This is a genomic window from Streptomyces flaveolus (assembly GCF_000716535.1).
GTDB classification, from domain to species: Bacteria; Actinomycetota; Actinomycetes; order Streptomycetales; family Streptomycetaceae; genus Streptomyces; species Streptomyces flaveolus_A.
In genome coordinates, this window is the sequence record NZ_JNWV01000029.1 from 141,729 (window position 1) to 159,949 (window position 18,221).

The 18,221-nt window shown below is 73.6% G+C and carries 14 protein-coding genes; 3 read left to right on the top strand and 11 right to left on the bottom strand.

Annotation, left to right across the window (positions count from 1 at the left end):
* Positions 1-135: 135 nt before the first annotated feature.
* Positions 136-1,602, top strand: a complete 1,467-nt coding sequence (locus tag OO52_RS29890) for a hypothetical protein (RefSeq protein WP_030656680.1) — start codon at positions 136-138, stop codon at positions 1,600-1,602.
* 37 nt (positions 1,603-1,639) lie between these two features.
* Here the strand turns inward: OO52_RS29890 and OO52_RS29895 are convergent, their stop codons facing one another.
* Together OO52_RS29895 and OO52_RS29900 are read right to left on the bottom strand one after the other, a co-directional pair.
* Positions 1,640-3,004, bottom strand: a complete 1,365-nt coding sequence (locus OO52_RS29895; RefSeq protein WP_030656684.1) for an NAD(P)/FAD-dependent oxidoreductase — start codon at positions 3,002-3,004, stop codon at positions 1,640-1,642.
* A gap of 207 nt (positions 3,005-3,211) precedes the next feature.
* Positions 3,212-4,108, bottom strand: coding sequence for a TIGR01777 family oxidoreductase (locus OO52_RS29900; protein ID WP_030656686.1), 897 nt, complete (start codon positions 4,106-4,108; stop codon positions 3,212-3,214).
* 74 nt (positions 4,109-4,182) lie between these two features.
* On the opposite strand from OO52_RS29900, the gene OO52_RS29905 reads away from it, so the two are divergent.
* Positions 4,183-4,671, top strand: a complete 489-nt coding sequence (locus OO52_RS29905; RefSeq protein ID WP_030656688.1) for a GNAT family N-acetyltransferase — start codon at positions 4,183-4,185, stop codon at positions 4,669-4,671.
* A gap of 12 nt (positions 4,672-4,683) precedes the next feature.
* Here the strand turns inward: OO52_RS29905 and OO52_RS29910 are convergent, their stop codons facing one another.
* Positions 4,684-5,868: a MarP family serine protease gene (locus OO52_RS29910; RefSeq protein WP_030656690.1), complete on the bottom strand. Its 1,185-nt coding sequence runs from the start codon at positions 5,866-5,868 to the stop codon at positions 4,684-4,686.
* 304 nt (positions 5,869-6,172) lie between these two features.
* Here OO52_RS29910 and OO52_RS29915 point away from each other — a divergent pair, with 304 nt between their 5' ends.
* Entirely contained in the window at positions 6,173-6,463 is a 291-nt protein-coding gene (locus OO52_RS29915) for a hypothetical protein (RefSeq protein ID WP_051818987.1), read from the top strand.
* On the opposite strand, the gene OO52_RS29920 is transcribed toward OO52_RS29915, so the two are convergent.
* From OO52_RS29920 to OO52_RS29955, 8 genes are all read right to left on the bottom strand, one after another.
* Entirely contained in the window at positions 6,424-6,942 is a 519-nt protein-coding gene (locus OO52_RS29920; protein ID WP_030656693.1) for a DUF4240 domain-containing protein, read from the bottom strand. The two genes, OO52_RS29915 and OO52_RS29920, sit on opposite strands and share 40 nt — an antisense overlap.
* Before the next feature lie 59 nt (positions 6,943-7,001).
* Positions 7,002-7,985 (bottom strand): helix-turn-helix transcriptional regulator, encoded by a 984-nt coding sequence (locus OO52_RS29925; protein ID WP_030656695.1) that lies wholly within the window; start codon positions 7,983-7,985, stop codon positions 7,002-7,004.
* A 78-nt stretch (positions 7,986-8,063) separates the two neighbouring features.
* On the bottom strand, positions 8,064-10,766 hold the full coding sequence (gene aceE, locus OO52_RS29930) for a pyruvate dehydrogenase (acetyl-transferring), homodimeric type (RefSeq protein WP_030656697.1): 2,703 nt from the start codon (positions 10,764-10,766) through the stop codon (positions 8,064-8,066).
* 260 nt (positions 10,767-11,026) lie between these two features.
* Positions 11,027-11,650, bottom strand: a complete 624-nt coding sequence (locus OO52_RS29935; protein WP_030656699.1) for a GntR family transcriptional regulator — start codon at positions 11,648-11,650, stop codon at positions 11,027-11,029.
* Between the two features lie 173 nt (positions 11,651-11,823).
* The gene (sucB, locus tag OO52_RS29940; protein ID WP_037670993.1) at positions 11,824-13,665 is read right to left on the bottom strand and encodes a 2-oxoglutarate dehydrogenase, E2 component, dihydrolipoamide succinyltransferase; all 1,842 of its coding nucleotides are present in this window, start codon (positions 13,663-13,665) and stop codon (positions 11,824-11,826) included.
* A gap of 61 nt (positions 13,666-13,726) precedes the next feature.
* Complete coding sequence (gene lpdA / locus OO52_RS29945) at positions 13,727-15,115, bottom strand: dihydrolipoyl dehydrogenase (RefSeq protein WP_030658304.1); 1,389 nt, start codon at positions 15,113-15,115, stop codon at positions 13,727-13,729.
* A gap of 298 nt (positions 15,116-15,413) precedes the next feature.
* Entirely contained in the window at positions 15,414-16,970 is a 1,557-nt protein-coding gene (locus tag OO52_RS29950; protein WP_030658306.1) for a leucyl aminopeptidase, read from the bottom strand.
* Between the two features lie 273 nt (positions 16,971-17,243).
* Complete coding sequence (locus tag OO52_RS29955) at positions 17,244-18,056, bottom strand: adenosylcobinamide-GDP ribazoletransferase (RefSeq protein WP_030658308.1); 813 nt, start codon at positions 18,054-18,056, stop codon at positions 17,244-17,246.
* Between the last annotated feature and the right edge of the window lie 165 nt (positions 18,057-18,221).

The window sequence follows — 18,221 nt, forward strand, 5'->3', positions numbered from 1 at the left end:
GGATGAATGCACGGCGAAGTGTGCGATCGTCTGCTCACCCTCCGCTACATTCGCGCCGTTCGTGAGGCCATAAGGGCTGCTCAAAGGCAATCCGGGCACTTCGACCGGCCCGGAAGGCAGGAGACCGCACCGCAGATGACGGACCGACCCGCGCAGCGCACCCCCAACCGCCAGCTCGCCGCGCTCATCGCAGAAGCGGGGTTCTCCAACGCGGGTCTGGCTCGTCGCGTCGACCAGCTCGGCCTGGAGCACGGGCTGGATCTCAGATACGACAAGACCTCGGTCACCCGCTGGCTGCGCGGCCAGCAGCCACGCGGTACGACCCCCGCCCTCATCGCCGAGGTCTTCACGCGCCGGCTCGGGCGCCGGCTCACCGCCCAGGATCTCGGCCTGGACGCGTGTGCGCCGGTGTACGCCGGGCTGGAGTTCGCGGCCACCCCCGAGGAGGCCGTCGACATCGTCAGCGGGCTGTGGCGCAAGGACTCCGGCAGCCACGCCGAACTGCGCAAGATCGCCTTCACCCCGGCGGGGCTGGTGGTGCCCAGCCGGGACTGGCTGATCGGCAAGGCCGACGACCGGGTGGCCCGCGAGCCGGCGCCCCGGGTGCCGCAGCAGGGCCGGCCCGGCGCGGCCAAGTTGCCGCAGCCGGGGCCACTGGTCCCGCCGCGGCTGCGGGCGCACGCCGAGCGCGCCCCCGGGCACAAGGTCACCGGCGGTGACATCGCCGCACTGCACTCGGTCGGCGAGCTGTTCCGCACCCTCGACGACCGGTTCGGCGGCGGCCACGCCCGGCAGGCACTGGTGCGCTACCTGGAGCACGAGTGCGAGCCGATGCTGCGCGGCAGTTACGACGAGCAGACCGGCCGCCGACTGTTCGCCGCCGCCGCCGACCTGACCCGGCTCGCGGGCTGGACGTCGTACGACATCGCCGCGCACGGGCTCGCCCAGCGGTACTTCGTGCAGGCGCTGCGGCTCGCCCAGGCGGCCGGCGACCGGGCCTACGGCTCCTACGTCCTGGTCACCATGAGCCGCCAGGCCGTCTACCTCGGCCACGGCCGGGAGGCCGTGCAACTGGCCCGGGTCGCCCAGCAGGGGGTCGGCACGGGCGCCCCGCCGGTCGTCCAGGCGCTGCTGCACGCGTCCGAGGCGCGGGCGCACGGCGTGCTGGGGGAGGTCCGGGCGTGCACCGCGGCGCTCGTGCGGGCCGAGCGCGCCCTGGAGGCGGCCCGGCCCGGGGACGAGGTGCCGTACTGGGCCGCGTTCTTCGACGAGGCGCAGCTCGCCGACGAGTTCGGGCACTGCCACCGGGATCTCCAGCAGTTCCGGGCCGCCGTGCAGCACGCGGAGCGGTCCCTCCAGCTACGGGCGCCCGCCTATGCCCGCAGCCGCCTGTTCTGCCGGGTCGTCCTCGCCACCGCCCGCCTCGGCCTCGGCGAACTGGACCAGGCGTGCGCGCTGGCGGCGGAGGCGGCGGGGCAGGCGGCGGAGATGCGCAGCGCTCGCGCGGTGGAGTACGTGAAGGAGTTCGAGCGGCGGCTGGAGCCCTATCGGGACGCGGCGCCGGTGCGCGTGTACCGGGAGAAGGTGGCGGCGCTGGGGTAGACGGTTCGCCGCGACTGCGATCGTCGCACGGGGCGCCTCACGCCGCCCTCGGCATCGTCGGGACCGGGTCCGCGCTGTGCATCGAGCCCCGCGCGCCCAGGTCCGCCAGGATGGCCGACGCGGCCCGGTGGGCCGAGTGCAGGGCGCCCTGGACCGTGCTGGTGTCCCGGTGGTCGCCGCAGACGTAGAGGCCGGCCAGGAGGCGTACCGGGCGGCGCAGGTCGTGGGGCGGGCGCATCGAGGGAACCGCCTCCGGGGTGTGGTGCACGGCCAGCGTCTCCCAGCGGCGCGTGGAGGTGCCGTAGAGGCGGGAGAGGTGGATGCGGACGGCGGTGTCGACGCTCTCCGGTGGGGTGCCCAGCACCGTCGAGGAGATCAGGACGCGGCCGGCCGGTGCCCGGCTCGGGTCCACGTTGCTGAGGACCGCCGTGTGCGCCACCGGCCCGCCCCGGTCGGCGTCCAGCAGCAGCGAGGTGCCCGTCGAGAACGCCGCCGCCGGCTCGTCCGTGGTGTGGTGGACGACCGTCACCGGGTGGAAGTCCGGCACCCTGAGCCCCGGCAGCAGCTCGGCCGCGGCGCGCGCGTCCGTCGCCAGCAGCACCGCCCGGCAGCGGATCTCCCCGTGCTCGGCGGTCGCCACCGAGGTCGTGGACACCGAGGTGACCCGCACCCCGGTGTGCACGGTGCCCGGCGGCAGCCCCCCGGCCAGCAGCTCCGGCAGCACCTCCGCGCCGCCCTCGGGCACGCACAGCCGCCCGCTCGCGAAGGCCCGCAAGGCCAGGTCGGCGCACCTGCTGGAGGTGGTCAGCCCCGGGTCGCACAGCAGCGTGGCGAGCAGCGGGCGCAGGAAGCCCTCGATGGTGCGCGCCGGGACCCCGCGCTGGGCGAGGGCCAGGGCGGCCGGCATCTCGGGGCGGGCCAGGATGCGTTCGACGGGGGTCGCGGCGATCCGGCCGAGCGCCGCGCCCAGCCGGGCCTGGTCCACCGCGCCGCCCACCGGCGCGCCCGGCGGTACCGACGTACCCCGGGGAGCGTTGGCGAGGGCGCGCACCACATGGAGTGCGCCCCGTGCGCCCCGTGCGCTCCCACCGCCCGCCGGGGTGCCCGCGCGATGGGTGCGGCCGTCGTGGTGCAGCAGCACGCCCGGTGCGAAACGGCGTACGGTCAGGGCGTCCAGGCCCGGACTCAGGCGGAGTTCGGGGTAGGACGTGGACAGGAGCTGTCCGATGCGGTCGAGCCGGAAGCCGTCGACCTTCTCGGTCGACATGCGGCCGCCGACGTACGGGGCGGCCTCCAGGACCGCGGTGGTGATTCCTGCGCTGGTCAGCCGATGAGCCGCCGAGAGACCGGCGATTCCGGCTCCCACGATGACGACGTCCACCTGGTACGCGGGCTCAGTCACGAGGCCCCTCCTGTGGTTGCGCGACCGGTGGAGACGTCATGCCCCCAACGGGCGCAAGAGATACCCGGGTTCGGGTCGAGGGTAGGGGCGTGATCGGTCAGAGACAGTCGCGCATCAACAGGGCACGGTCGCATGGAGGTCGCATATGGTCACTTTCGTTCGCCGGTGTTACCGGCCGGCTCATCCCGTCGCGCTCGTCCCACCCGCTCACAGCGCCGCGCGGATCGCCTCGTCGATGCCCGGGAACGCGAACCGGAACCCCGACTCCAGCAACCGCCTGGGCACCACCCGCTGACTGCCCAGCACATCACCGGCCATCTCCCCGAGCGCCGCCCGCAGCACCGGGGCGGGCACCGCCAACACCGCCGGCCGGCGCAGCACCCGCGCCATCGCCTCCGTGATCTCACCGTTCGTCAGGGGCTGGGGCGCCGTCAGGTTGAACGGCCCGGACAGCCCGTCGCCGTCGATGAGATGCCGGATCGCGGCGACCTCGTCGTGCAGCGCGATGTACGACCAGTACTGCCGCCCGTCGCCCAGCCGCCCCCCGAGCCCTGCCCGGAACAGCGGGAACAGCCGCCCCCAGGCCCCACCGCCCCGGGCCACCACCAGCCCCGTGCGCAGGAACACCGTCCGCACCCCCGACTCCGCCACGGGCGCTGCCGCCTCCTCCCACTCCACGCACAGCGCGGACAGGAAACCGTCGCCCGGCGGCGTGTCCTCGTCCACCACCCGGTCACCGGTGTCACCGTAGAAGCCGATCGCGCTGCCGTTCACGAACACCCTCGGCGGCCGCGGCAGCGAGGCCGCGGCCTCGGCCAGCGCGGCCGTGCCCAGCACCCGGCTGTCCCGCAGCAGCCGCTTGTACTCCGGCGTCCAGCGCCGCTCGCCCACCCCGGCCCCCGCCAGGTTGACCACCACGTCGCACCCGGTCAGCCCGGCCGCGTCGACGTGACCCCGCTCGGGGTCCCAGCGGACCTCGTCCGCGCCCCTGGGCTCCCGGCGCACCAGGCGCACCACCTCGTGCCCGTCCGCGGTCAGGGACCGCACCAGAGCGCTGCCGATGAGACCGGACGCCCCGGCCACCGCGATACGTGAACGTTCCATGGCCCCAGCATGACCGCACCGGCGGCCGGAAACCCGTTGGGGCCGCCCGGACCGCCCGCCGTAGGGTGATCGCCATGCCGGAGCCGTACATACGCCACGCCCATGCCGCCGACGAGGAGCCGCTGGCCGTCCTCGACCGGGCCACCTGGTCCCCCCTGCACGCGGTGATGCCCCAGCCGCAGCCGCCGTACCAGCCCTTCTTCGACGAGCGGCACCCGCCGCAGGAGTACCTCGTCGCCGAGGCCGACGGGCGCGTCCTCGGCTACATCCGCCTCACCCACCCGACCCCGCTCGCCTCCAACGCGCACGTCCTGGCCGTCCAGGGCTTCGCCGTCGCCGACGAGGCGCGCGGACGGGGCGTCGGACGCGCGCTGATCCGGGCCGCCGTCGCGGAGGCAAGGCGGCGCGGCGCGCGGCGCCTCACCCTGCGCGTGCTCGGGCACAACACCCCGGCCCGTGCTCTGTACGAGTCGGAGGGCTTCACCGTCGAGGGCGTGCTGCCCGGGGAGTTCCTCATCGACGGCGCGTACGTCGACGATGTGTGCATGGGCCGCGCCCTGTGAACCCCGCGGCGCCTAAGAACTGACCAGCTCGCCCGTGTCCACCGGCGTCGTCGCCGTGGCCGCGCTCCGGGCGTCGCCCGCCACCTCGGCCGCCGTCAGCACGTACCCCGTCTCGGCGTCCGAGGTGGAGCGGGCGAAGACCACCCCGAACACCCGTCCCTCCGTGGTCAGCAGCGGGCCGCCGGAGTTGCCCGGCCGGACCGTGGAGCGGATCGCGTAGATCTCCCGGGTGACCGTGCGGTCGTTGTAGATGTTCTGTCCGGTCGCCCGCACGCGGTTCCCGACCGTCGCCGCCTGCAGGTTCAGGCTCCCGTCCTGCGGATAGCCCGCCACCACCGCCGAGTCACCGCGCACGGCACCTCCGTCGAACCGCAGCACCGGGGCGCGCAGATCCGGCACGTACAGCACCGCCACGTCCCGGTCCGGGTCGAAGAGCACCACCCGGGCCGCGTACGACGGCCCGACCCCGCCGACCCGCACGCTCGGCCGGTCGATGCCGGCCACCACGTGCGCGTTGGTCATCACACGCCGGGGCGCGTACACGAACCCGCTGCCCTCGCGGCCCTCGGTGCCCACAGCGCCCTCGATCTTCACGGTGCTGAGCCTGGCGGCGTTCGTCGCGGCAGGCGTGACGCTGTCACCGGTCGGCCGGGCCACCCGGGCCGTCGACTCGTTCTCGAACGGGTTGAACACCTGCGGGAAGCCCGCCTCGGTCAGCGCGGACGTGGCCCGCGAGAACCACGCGGGCGTGGTCTGCGGCATCGCCTCCTGCACCGCGCCCAGCAGCGTCGAGTTCCGTATCGCCGTCGTCAGGGACTGCGACGGGGCCGCGCTCAGCACGCTCGCCGCCACCCAGGCCACGATCAGCACCGCGACCGAGTTCGCCGCCGCGCCCCCTATCCCGTCCGCCACCCGCAGCGGCCCCCGGTCCAGCTCCCCGCGCAGCCGCAGCGCCAGCCGGCCCGCCAGCTCGTGCCCCACGACCGCGGGCACCAGCACCGTCAGCACGGCGAGCACCGTCGCCGTCGCCGTGCCCCGCTCCACCTGGCCCGTCACCCACGGCAGCACCCACACACCGACGGCCGCGCCGCCCACGAACCCGGCCAGCGAGACACATCCGGCCACCAGTCCGCGGCGATATCCGGACACCGCGTAGACGACGATCACCAGTACGAGCACCAGGTCGAGCAGGTCCACCGAGCCGCCTTTCTCTCAACCTCTCACTACGGACGGGACCGGTCCGCCGATCAGCCACCCGCACGCGGGGCGGCCACCGGGCGGCGGAACCGGCCACGTACGCCTGTACCTCCGGAAACGACCCGGACCTGGACGATGGTTCCACCAGGTGGCACAGCGCGCATCGCGGGCACGCGCAGGAGTCCGGGAGCGCGGTCGCGCCGAGACACAGGAAGGCCACAGGCGGCACACGGCCCGCATCGAGCCGACCGCCCTACGGTCGTGCACGACACGCACCGATCGCAGGCGGGGACGGGGGAGGTTCATGAGCGGCGTCCGCACCGACGGCCGTGGCGAGCGCGCGCGGGAGCGGGCCGGCGAGGACCGGAGCGCCCGTGGACCCTGGGCGGTGGTCCGCGCGGTCGCGACCGTCCTCCTCGGCCCGGCCGCCGTCACCGCGTCCGCCCTCGACCAGGCCAACGCGGCCCCGATGCACCAGCCGGCCGAGGCCGACCGGACACGGGCCCACCCGCCCGCGGACCCCACCCGCAGGCGCACGGCCGCCCGGCACCGCCCTCACCCCCGGAACCGCTGCCACAGGCAGGGGTACCGCTGAGCGAGCACCCGGTCGTCCTCCAGGTCCAGGGCAGTGCCCTCCGGCTCGGCCGGCGCCGGGGCGATGCCCAGGTCGGGCGCCACGGTGCCGGTCAGCTGCTCGTACGCCTCGTCCGCCGCGTACCCCAGCTCCTCGCCGTCGCCGTCGATCTCCTCGTCGAAGTCGCCCAGCAGCTCGGCCAGCGCGTCCGGCTCGTGCAGGGCGCCCTCGAAGACCTCCCGGCCCTGGCCGATCAGCCAGCACCGGAAGAAGTCGAACGCGTCGTCGCTGCACCCGTCCAGCAGCAGCCAGGCGGCACCCCACAGGTCCCAGCGGTAGGCGCGGTTGTAGCGGGCCTCGAAGTGACGGGCGAAGTCCAGGACGAGGTCGGGCTCCAGCTGGAGCAGCCGCTCCACGAGCGCGTCGGCCTGCTCCTCGGGATCGCCCCCGGCGGCCTCGCGGGTGGCGTCGATCAGCTCCCAGAACTCCGTCTCGTCCATCACGCCACCAGCATCGGGCCTCGGCCGGTGGGGCGCACGCGGAGTACGACGGAGCACCGTCAGCCGTCCCTGCGCCGGTACAGCGCGGCGAGCCGGGCCGCGTCCGCCGCGCAGCGCTCCCGCAGGCTCGCCGGGGCCAGCACCTCCGCCTCCGGCCCCAGCGCGGTCAGCTGGCCGTGCGCGACCTCCTCCGACTCCACCGGCAGCGTCACCGTCACCCAGCCCTCGGCATCCGGGGCGCCGGCGTCCGCCAGCGCCTCCCGCGCGCCGAGCGGATCCACGGTGTGCGGCAGCCGGCGCACGCCGTCCGGGGACAGCCGTACGACCACCTCCGCGCGCAGGATCGACCGGGCGAACCGCTCGGCCTGCTCCGCCCAGAACCCGGGCAGGTCGAACCCGGGATCGCGGTCGAACCGCTCGTCGAGCGCGGCCACGCCGGTGAACCGGTCGATCCGGTACGTCCTGAAGGCTCCCGCCCCGGCCACCCGCGCGCACAGGTACCAGACCCCCGCCTTCAGCACGAGCCCGTACGGCTCCAGCCGCCGCTCGACGGTCCCCTCCCCGCGCCGGTAGCCGACGTCGACCCGCCGGTCCTCCCACACCGCCTCGGCGACCACGGGCAGCCACGCGGGTGTCACGGGCTCGCGGAACCAGGCCGGGGCGTCCAGGTGAAAGCGCTGCGCGGCGGTGTCCGGCGCGTCCCGCAGCGAGGGGAGCAGCGCCGCCGACACCTTCAGCCGGGCCGCCGAGGCCGCGTCCTGAAGCCCCATCTCGCGCAGCGCCCCCGGCACCCCGCTCAGGAACAGCGCCTCCGCCTCGCTCCGGGCCAGCCCGGTCAGCCGCGTCCGGTACCCGCCGACCAGCCGGTACCCGCCGGCCCGGCCCCGGTCGGCGTACACCGGCACCCCCGCCTCGGACAGCGCCTGCGCGTCCCGCGTCACGGTCCGCTCCGACACCTCCAGCTCGCGCGCGAGCTCGGCGGCGGTCATGGCGGGCCGGGACTGGAGGAGGAGAACCATCTTGATCAGACGTGCGGCACGCATGGGGTCATGATGCCCGGGCCCACTGACAAAGAAGGGGTACGGCAGCGGCCGTACCCCTTCTCCTCAGGACTCCGTGTCCTACAGCCCGTACTTCTCCCGGGCCTCCTTGACCGCCGTGGCCTTCACCTCGCCGCGCTTGGCGAGCTGGGCCAGGGACGCGACGACGATCGACTGGGCGTCGACGCCGAAGTGGCGGCGGGCGGCCTCACGGGTGTCCGACAGACCGAAGCCGTCGGCGCCCAGCGAGGACCAGTCCTGCTCGACCCACTGCGCGATCTGGTCCGGGACCTGGCGCATGTAGTCGGAGACCGCCAGCACCGGGCCCTCGGCGCCCTGCAGCGCCTGGCGGACGTACGGCACCCGCTCCTCGCCCCGCAGCAGTGCCGCGTCGGCCTCCATGGCGTCCCGGCGCAGCTCCGACCAGGAGGTCGCCGACCACACGTCAGCGGCCACGCCCCACTCCTCGGCCAGCAGCTTCTGCGCCTGGAGGGCCCAGTGGATCGCCGTACCCGAGCCCAGCAGCTGGATGCGCGGGGCGTTGGCGGGCACGGACACACCCGCGGACTCGGCCGTGTTGAAGCGGTACAGGCCCTTGACGATGCCCTCGTCGATGCCGAGGCCCTGCGGCTTGGCCGGCTGCGGCAGCGGCTCGTTGTAGACCGTCAGGTAGTAGAAGACGTCCTGGTCCTCGCCCGGCTTCGCCTCGCCGTACATCCGGCGCAGACCCTCACGGACGATCACCGCGATCTCGTACGCGAACGCGGGGTCGTACGTCAGCGCGGCCGGGTTGGTCGCGGCGATGACCGGGGAGTGGCCGTCGGCGTGCTGGAGACCCTCACCGGTGAGGGTCGTACGGCCGGCCGTCGCGCCGACGAGGAAGCCGCGGCCGAGCTGGTCGCCGAGCTGCCACATCTGGTCGGCGGTGCGCTGCCAGCCGAACATCGAGTAGAAGATGTAGAACGGGATCATCGCCTCGCCGTGCGTCGCGTACGCGGTGGACGCGGCGATGAAGTCGGCCATCGAACCGGCCTCGGTGATCCCCTCGTTGAGGATCTGGCCGTTCTTGGCCTCCTTGTAGTACATCAGCTGGTCGCGGTCGACCGGCTCGTACGTCTGGCCCTTGGGCGAGTAGATGCCCAGGGACGGGAACAGGCTCTCCATGCCGAAGGTGCGCGCCTCGTCGGGGACGATCGGCACCCAGCGCTTGCCCGTCTCCTTGTCGCGGACCAGATCCTTGACCAGGCGGACGAAGGCCATGGTGGTGGCCACGTTCTGGGAGCCGGAGCCCTTGTCGAAGGCGGCGAAGGCCTTCTCGGCGGGGGCCGGCAGCGGGGCCAGCGCGTGCGTGCGGCGGGCCGGGGCCGGGCCGCCGAGGGCCGCGCGGCGCTCCTGGAGGTAGCGGACCTCGGGGGAGTCGGCGCCCGGGTGGCCGTAGGGCACCACGCCGTCGGTGAAGTCGCTGTCCTTGATCGGCAGGCCGAGCAGGTCGCGCATCGCCTTGAACTCGTCCACCGTCAGCTTCTTCATCTGGTGGTTGGCGTTCTTCGACGCGAAGCCCTCGCCGAGGGTGTGGCCCTTGACCGTCTGCGCCAGGATCACGGTCGGCGCGCCCTTGTGCTCGACGGCGGCCTTGTACGCGGCGTAGACCTTGCGCGGCTCGTGACCACCGCGGGAGAAGTGGAAGCAGTCGAGGATCTTGTCGTCGCTCAGCAGCTTCGCCATCTCGGCCAGCGCCGGGTCCCTGCCGAAGAAGTCCTCGCGGATGTAGGCGGCGCCGCGGGTCTGGTACGTCTGGATCTGCGCGTCCGGTACCTCGCGCAGCCGGCGTACCAGCGCGCCCGTGGTGTCGAGCTGGAACAGCTCGTCCCAGGCCGAGCCCCACAGCGTCTTGATGACGTTCCAGCCGGCGCCGCGGAACTGGGCCTCCAGCTCCTGCACGATCTTGAAGTTGGCGCGGACCGGGCCGTCCAGGCGCTGCAGGTTGCAGTTGATGACGAAGGTGAGGTTGTCCAGCTCCTCACGCGCGGCCAGCGCGAGGGCCGCCGTCGACTCCGGCTCGTCCATCTCGCCGTCGCCGAGGAACGCCCAGACGTGGGAGGCGGAGACGTCCTTGATGCCGCGGTTGGTGAGGTAGCGGTTGAAGCGCGCCTGGTAGATGGCGGAGAGCGGGCCGAGGCCCATCGACACCGTCGGGAACTCCCACAGCCAGGGCAGACGGCGCGGGTGCGGGTACGACGGCAGACCGTTGCCGCCGGCCTCCTGGCGGAAGTTGTCCAGGTGGTGCTCGCCGAGCCGGCCGTCGAGGAAGGCGCGGGCGTAGATGCCGGGGGAGGCGTGGCCCTGGATGTAGAGCTGGTCCCCGGAGCCGTCGCCCTCCTTGCCCTTGAAGAAGTGGTTGAAGCCGGTCTCGTACAGCCAGGCCGCGGAGGCGAAGGTGGCGATGTGGCCGCCGACGCCGTGCTTCGAGCCACGGGTCACCATCGCGGCCGCGTTCCAGCGGTTCCAGGCGGTGATCCGGGCCTCCATCTCCGGGTCACCGGGCAGGGCCGGCTCCGCGGAGGTGGGGATGGTGTTGACGTAGTCGGTCTCGAGGAGCTTCGGCAGCGCGATGCCGCCCGCCTCGGCGCGCTCCAGCGTGCGGCGCATCAGGTACGCGGCGCGGTGCGGCCCGGCCTCCCTGGCGACGGCGTCGAGGGAGGCCTGCCACTCGGCGGTCTCCTCCGGGTCGCGGTCCGGGAGCTGGTCGAGCGCGCTCGGCTGGATGGCGTTGGGGTCGGTCATGTCGCCGCCTTCCTCAGTCGAAGGGGGTTCCCTCATCGGTAAGGGTTCGGGGGTGCCCTTGGTCTTTGGCAGGACAGGGCAGGCGGACCTCGGTGGAAGTCCGTCGGTGACTGTAACTCCCTGATCGATGATCGATCAAAGGGTTGAGGGCCAAAACCTCTTGATTTGGAGAAAGTCGGCACGCGGTGCCTTTGGCGATGGCACCCGGTGACGCTGGAATGCCGAGTTTTCGCAGGTGAGCGCGGGAATGCTCGACTGGGTCACGCGCGCGGGGCGCAGCCCAGCACGTGGGCCTTCACCAGCTCGGCGATCCGGGGGTCCCGGCGCTTGAACGCCTGGACCAGCTCTTCGTGCTCCTCCGCGTACGACTGCTGGACCGTGCCCAGCCAGCGGATCGACAGCGCCGTGAACACCTCGATGCCGAGCCCTTCCCAGGTGTGCAGCAGCACCGAGTTGCGCGCCGCGCGGACCAGCTCCCGGTGGAAGCCGACCGTGTGCCGCACCTGGGCCGTGCCGTCCGCCTTCCGGTCGGCCTCGTACAGCGCCAGGACGTGCGGCTCCAGCGCCGAGCAGTCCTCGGCGAGGCGGTCGGCCGCCAGCTCCGCCGCGATCGCCTCCAGGCCGGCCCGGACCGGGTAGCTCTCCTCCAGGTCCGCCGCCGTCAGGTTGCGCACGCGGACGCCCTTGTTGGGGGCCGACTCGATCAGGCGCAGGGACTCCAGCTCGCGCAGGGCCTCGCGGACCGGGGTCTGGCTGACCTCCAGCTCGGTGGCGATGCGGCGCTCCACGATGCGCTCGCCCGGCTGCCAGCGCCCGCTGACGATCCCCTCCACGATGTGCTCGCGGATCTGCTCGCGCAGCGAGTGGACGACGGGCGCGGTCATGAGGGCTCCTTAGGGAGGGCTGACGTTTAGACAATAAGGCCGGTTCGCTCCGGGGGTAGGGCGCGTCGGGGCGCTCTGGTGCAGGTGAGACGAGGCTTACACGCTCCGTATGCCGACAAACACGAACACCCCGCCCGGAGAGGCTCCGGACGGGGTGCCGTACAGGACAGGAGTTACAGGCCGAGCTCGACCTCGAACTCGCCCGCCTCCAGGATCGCCTTGACCGCCGTCAGGTAACGGGCCGCGTCGGCGCCGTCGACCAGGCGGTGGTCGTAGGAGAGGGTCAGGTAGGTCATGTCGCGGACGCCGATGACCGTGCCCTCCTCGGTCTCGATGACGGCCGGACGCTTGACCGTGGCACCGATGCCGAGGATCGCGACCTGGCCCGGCGGCACGATGATCGTGTCGAACAGCGCGCCACGCGAACCGGTGTTGGAGATGGTGAAGGTCGCGCCGGACAGCTCGTCCGGAGTGATCTTGCTGGCGCGGACCTTGCCGGCCAGCTCCGCCGTGGCCTTGGCGATGCCCGCGATGTTGAGGTCGCCGGCGTGCTTGATGACCGGGGTCATCAGGCCCTTCTCGGAGTCCACCGCGATACCGATGTTCTCGGTGTCGAAGTAGGTGATGGTCCCCTCGGCCTCGTTGATCTTGGCGTTGATGACCGGGTGGGCCTTCAGCGCCTGCGCGGCGGCCTTGACGAAGAACGGCATCGGGGAGAGCTTGACGCCCTCACGGGCCGCGAAGGAGTCCTTCGCCTGGGCGCGCAGCTTCATCAGGCGCGTGACGTCGACCTCGACGACCGACGAGAGCTGGGCCTGCTCGTGCAGCGCCTTGACCATGTTGTCGCCGATGACCTTGCGGATGCGAGGCATCTTGACGGTCTGGCCGCGCAGCGGGGAGACCTCCAGCGCCGGGGCCTTCTTGGCGGCGGCCGGGGCGGCGGCAGCGGCCGGAGCCGGGGCAGCGGCGGCGGCCTTCGCGGCCTCGGCGGCGGCGATGACGTCCTGCTTGCGGATACGGCCGCCGACGCCGGTGCCCTTGACGGTGGCCAGGTCGACGCCGTTCTCGGCGGCGAGCTTGCGCACCAGCGGGGTGACGTACGCGCCCTCGTCCGTCGCCTGGGTGGCGGTCGGGGAGGTCGGCGCGGTGGCCGGGGTGACCGGAGCCGGGGCGGGCGCCGGAGCGGGGGTCGGGACAGCGGCGGCGGGCGCCGGGGCCGGAGCCGGGGCGGGCGCCGGGGCGGGCGCCGGGGCCGGAGCGGCGGGGGCCGGAGCGGGCGCCGGGGCCGGGGCCGGGGCCGGAGCGGCAGCCGGAGCGGCCGGGGCGGCGGCGGGGGCCGGGGCCGGGGCGGCGGGAGCCGGAGCGGCGGCCGGGGCGGCACCCGGGGCGCCGATGACGGCGAGCTTGGCGCCGACCTCGGCGGTCTCGTCCTCGCCGACCACGATCTCCAGCAGCACACCGGAGGTGGGCGCCGGGATCTCGGTGTCGACCTTGTCCGTGGAGACCTCGAGCAGCGGCTCGTCGGCCTCGACGCTGTCGCCGACCGACTTCAGCCAGCGGGTGACGGTGCCCTCGGTGACGGACTCACCGAGCGCGGGCAGGACCACGTCCGTGCCCTGGGCGCCACCGGCCGGGGCGTCCGGGGCGGCCTCGGCGGCGGGGGCGGGAGCCGGGGCGGCCGGGGCCTCGGCGACCGGGGCCGGGGCGGGCTCGGCGGCCGGAGCCGGGGCCGGGGCCTCGGCGGCGGCGGGGGCCGGGGCGGCGGCGGGCGCGCCCGTGCCGTCGTCGATCAGGGCCAGCTCGGCGCCGACCTCGACCGTCTCGTCCTCGGCGACCTTGATGGAGGCCAGCACGCCGGAGGCGGGGGCCGGGATCTCGGTGTCGACCTTGTCGGTCGAGACCTCGAGCAGCGGCTCGTCGGCCTCGACGCGTTCGCCCTCGGCCTTCAGCCAGCGGGTGACAGTGCCCTCGGTGACGCTCTCACCGAGCGCCGGAAGGGTTACGGAAACCGCCATGGTTTCGGTTGCTCCTAACGAATTGCGGAAGTCTGTGTCGTCGCGCCCGTTGACCGAAGGCTCAGTCGTGGGAGTGCAGCGGCTTGCCGGCCAGGGCCAGGTGGGCCTCGCCGAGCGCCTCGTTCTGCGTCGGGTGGGCGTGGATGAGCTGGGCGACCTCGGCCGGCAGCGCCTCCCAGTTGTAGATCAGCTGGGCCTCGCCGACCTGCTCGCCCATGCGGTCGCCGACCATGTGGACGCCGACGACGGCACCGTCCTTGACCTGGACGAGCTTGATCTCGCCCGCGGTCTTCAGGATCTTGCTCCTGCCGTTGCCCGCCAGGTTGTACTTCAGAGCGACGACCTTGTCCGCGCCGTAGATCTCCTTGGCCTTGGCCTCGGTGATGCCGACGGAGGCGACCTCCGGGTGGCAGTACGTCACCCGCGGAACACCGTCGTAGTCGATCGGAACGACCTTCAGACCGGCCAGCCGCTCCGCCACCAGGATGCCCTCGGCGAAGCCGACGTGCGCGAGCTGGAGCGTCGGGACGAGGTCACCGACGGCGGAGATGGTCGGGACGTTGGTGCGCATGTACTCGTCGACGAGGACGTAGCCGCGGTCCATGGCGACCCCGGCCTCCTCGTAGCCCAGGCCCTGCGAGACCGGGCCGCGGCCGACGGCCACCAGCAGGACCTCGGCCTCGAACTCCTTGCCGTCGGCCAGGGTGACCTTCACGCCGTCCTGGGTGTACTCGGCCTTCTGGAAGAAGGTGCCCAGGTTGAACTTGATGCCGCGCTTGCGGAACGCGCGCTCAAGAAGCTTCGAGCTGTTCTCGTCCTCGACCGGGACGAGGTGCTTCAGGCCCTCGATGATCGTGACGTCGGAACCGAAGGACTTCCACGCCGAGGCGAACTCGACGCCGATGACACCGCCGCCCAGGATGATCGCGGACTTCGGCACGCGGTCCAGGACGAGGGCGTGGTCGGAGGAGATGATGCGGTCGCCGTCGATCTCCAGGCCCGGCAGCGACTTCGGCACGGAGCCGGTCGCCAGCAGCACGTGGCGGCCCTGGATGCGCTGGCCGTTCACGTCCACGGAGGTGGGGGAGGACAGCCGGCCCTCACCCTCGATGTAGGTCACCTTGCGGGAGGCGATGAGCCCCTGCAGACCCTTGTACAGGCCCGAGACGACCTCGTCCTTGTACTTGTGGACGGCCGGGACGTCGATGCCCTCGAAGCTGGCCTTGACGCCGAACTGCTCGCTCTCGCGGGCCTGGTCGGCGATCTCGCCCGCGTGCAGCAGGGCCTTGGTGGGGATGCAACCCCGGTGCAGGCAGGTGCCGCCGACCTTGTCCTTCTCGATCAGGGCGACGTCCAGGCCCAGCTGCGCCCCGCGCAGGGCCGCGGCGTAACCACCGCTACCACCGCCGAGGATCACTAGGTCGAAAACGGTGCTGGCGTCGTTCGCCACGTCACGTCCTCCATGCATGTGCGCCGTACGCCGGGCACCCTTGTCCCTTCGGGAGGTGACCGGCCGGTCGGCTGGTGTCCGGCCGCTTGATGCTTCGGCCCTTCGGTGGGGGCCCTGTCCTGCCGGGCTCCATCTTTGCACTTGTCGGACGGGATCGAGACGCCGGGCCGGTGTGTGAGACGTCCCACGTTCCCTGGAAAACGAAGGCGCGCGATGGCAGGGGCGCGGGGAACTGCGCGAACAGCCCCCACGCCCCTGCGGACGACGCCCTACCGACCGGACCGAGCCGTCAGGGGACTCAGCCCAGGTCACCCGCGGCGGTGAGCTCCGCGAGCCGCACCAGCGTGCGCACGGCCGACCCGGTGCCGCCCTTCGGCGTGTAACCGAACGGGCCGCCCTCGTTGAACGCCGGCCCGGCGATGTCGAGGTGCGCCCACGTGATCCCCTCGCCCACGAACTCGCGCAGGAAGAGACCGGCGACGAGACCGCCGCCCATCCGCTCGCCCATGTTCGCGATGTCGGCCACGGACGAATCCATGCCCTTGCGCAGGTGCTCCGGCAGCGGCATCGGCCAGGCCGGCTCGCCGACCTCCTCCGCCGCCTCGTGCACCGCGGAGCGGAACGCGTCGTCGTTGGCCATCACACCGAACGTCCGGCTGCCCAGCGCCAGCATCATCGCGCCGGTCAGCGTGGCCACGTCCACGATCGCGTCCGGGTTCTCCTGCGAGGCCGCCCACAGTGCGTCGGCGAGCACCAGCCGGCCCTCGGCGTCGGTGTTGAGCACCTCGACCGTCTTGCCGCTGTACATGCGCAGCACGTCACCCGGGCGCACGGCGGAGCCGGACGGCATGTTCTCGGCCAGCGCCAGCCAGCCGGTGACGTTGACCGGCAGGCCGAGGCGCGCGGCGGCGACGACCGCGGCGAACACGGCGGCGGCACCGCTCATGTCGCACTTCATCGTCTCGTTGTGCCCGGCCGGCTTCAGCGAGATGCCGCCCGAGTCGTAGGTGATGCCCTTGCCGACGAAGGCCAGGTGCTTCTCCGCCTTCGGGTGCGTGTACGACAGCTTCACCAGGCGCGGGGTGGCCGCGGAGCCGCCGCCGACGCCGAGGATGCCGCCGTAGCCGCCCTTGACCAGGGCCTTGTCGTCGAGCACCTGCACCTTGATGCCGTGCTCCTTGGCCGCGGCCTGCGCGATGCCGGCGAAGGCGGCGGGGGTGAGGTCGTTCGGCGGGGTGTTGACCAGGTCGCGGGCGCGGTTCAGCTCCTCGCAGACCGCGACCGCGCGGGCGAGCGCGCCCTTGTGGGCGGCGTCGCGCGGCTTGCCGCCGAGCAGCGTGGCCTCCGCGAGCGGCGCCTTGCCGTTCTTGGCCTTGCCGTTCCCGGCGTCCTGCGTGTTGCCCTTGTAGGTGTCGAAGGAGTAGGCGCCGAGCAGGATGCCCTCGCCGATCGCGCCGAGGTCGCCGGGGCCGTCGACGGGCAGCGCGAACGCGGCCTTCTTCGACCCGGCGAGCGCGCGGGCGGCCACGCCGGCAGCCTTGCGCAGCGCCTCGGCGTCGTAGCCGCCGTCCTCGCCGTCCTCGCCGTCCTTGTCGGCGGGCTGCGCGCCGAGGCCCACCGCCACCACGAGCGGGGCCTTGAAGCCGGCCGGCGCGGGCAGCTTCGTCAGCTCGCCCTCGGCACCCGAGGCGCCGAGGGTCTCCAGGACGCCGGCCAGCTTGCCGTCGTACGCCTTGTCCACGGCCTCGGCGCCCGGCGCGACGACGGGCCCCTGGGCGCCCTTGGCGACACCGATCACGATCGCGTCGGCCCGCAGGCCGGGCGCCGCGGCGGTGCTGAGAGTCAGAGCAGTCACGGTGGTGAAATCTCGCTTCCGATGTGAAGTTCGCTGTGGCCGATGTGGGGTGGGTCGACCGGGCCCGAGAGCCGACCCTAGGCCCAGGCCCGGGCACTGGCGGCAACCGGGGCCTTCACCCTGTCGGCGAACACCCGTGACGAGACTACGCCCGTTGCCGACGCGCCCCGAAGGGGCGCGAGCCGGTGCCCGACGCGCGGCTGCGCCGCGGGCACGACCGGGCACGACGGACATGCGGCCGCCGAAGCGCGTACGACCCCGGGCCGGAAGGTCTCAACGGCCGAGGGCCAGCACCACGAGTGCCGTGACCGCGGCCGTCTCCGCGACCGCGCCGAACACATCGCCGGTGACCCCGCCGAACCTGCGGACGCACCTGCGCAGCAGCAGGTCGGCGACGGCGACGGCGGCGGCCACCGCGAGGGCGGTGCGCGCGCCGTCGTACCCGCCGAGGGCGGCGCCCGCCGCCCCGGCCGCCGCCACGACGGCGCAGGCCACGGCCAGTGCCGCGCCCTTCGGGACCACCCCGGCCACCGCCGCCCCCAGCCCTTCCGGGCGGGCCGCCGGCACCCCGGCGCGGGCGGCCAGGGTGAGCGCCAGCCGGGCCGCGACCGCCGACGCCACGGCCGCCACGGCACCCCTGGCCCAGGAGCCGGCGTAAAGCTGCGCCAGCACGGCGACCTGGGCGAGCAGCACCAGGACGAGGGTGAGCACCCCGAACGGTCCGATGTCCGACTGCTTCATGATCCGCAGCGCGTCCTCGGCGGGCTTGCCGCTGCCCAGCCCGTCGGCGGTGTCGGCGAGCCCGTCGAGGTGCAGCCCACGGGTCAGCGCGGCCGGTACGGCGACCGAGGCGACGGCGGCGAGCAGCGGGCCCGCGCCGAGGAGGAGCAGCAGCAGGCCGAGCCCGGCCGCGCACCCGCCGACGACCAGCCCGGCCACCGGCGCGCACAGCATGCCCCCGCGCGCGGCCCCCCGGTCCCAGCGGCGCACCCGGACGGGCAGCACGGTGAGCGTGCCGAAGGCGAACCGAAGTCCGTCCCGGAGGGAGGCCGGAGGGGACGGGGAGGACGTGGAGGACGTGAGCACCGGCGCAGGCTACCCGCCGACCGACCGGCCCACCCCGCCCCACCCCGGCAAACCGGCCCCGGGTCTCCGCCGGACCGTGGCCCTTCGCGCGGTCTGGCTCTCGTTGTCCGGTGTTCTCTGGCCGTCGCCTTCCGGGCTCGGCCGGGCCGTCGTCCTCCGGGCCGT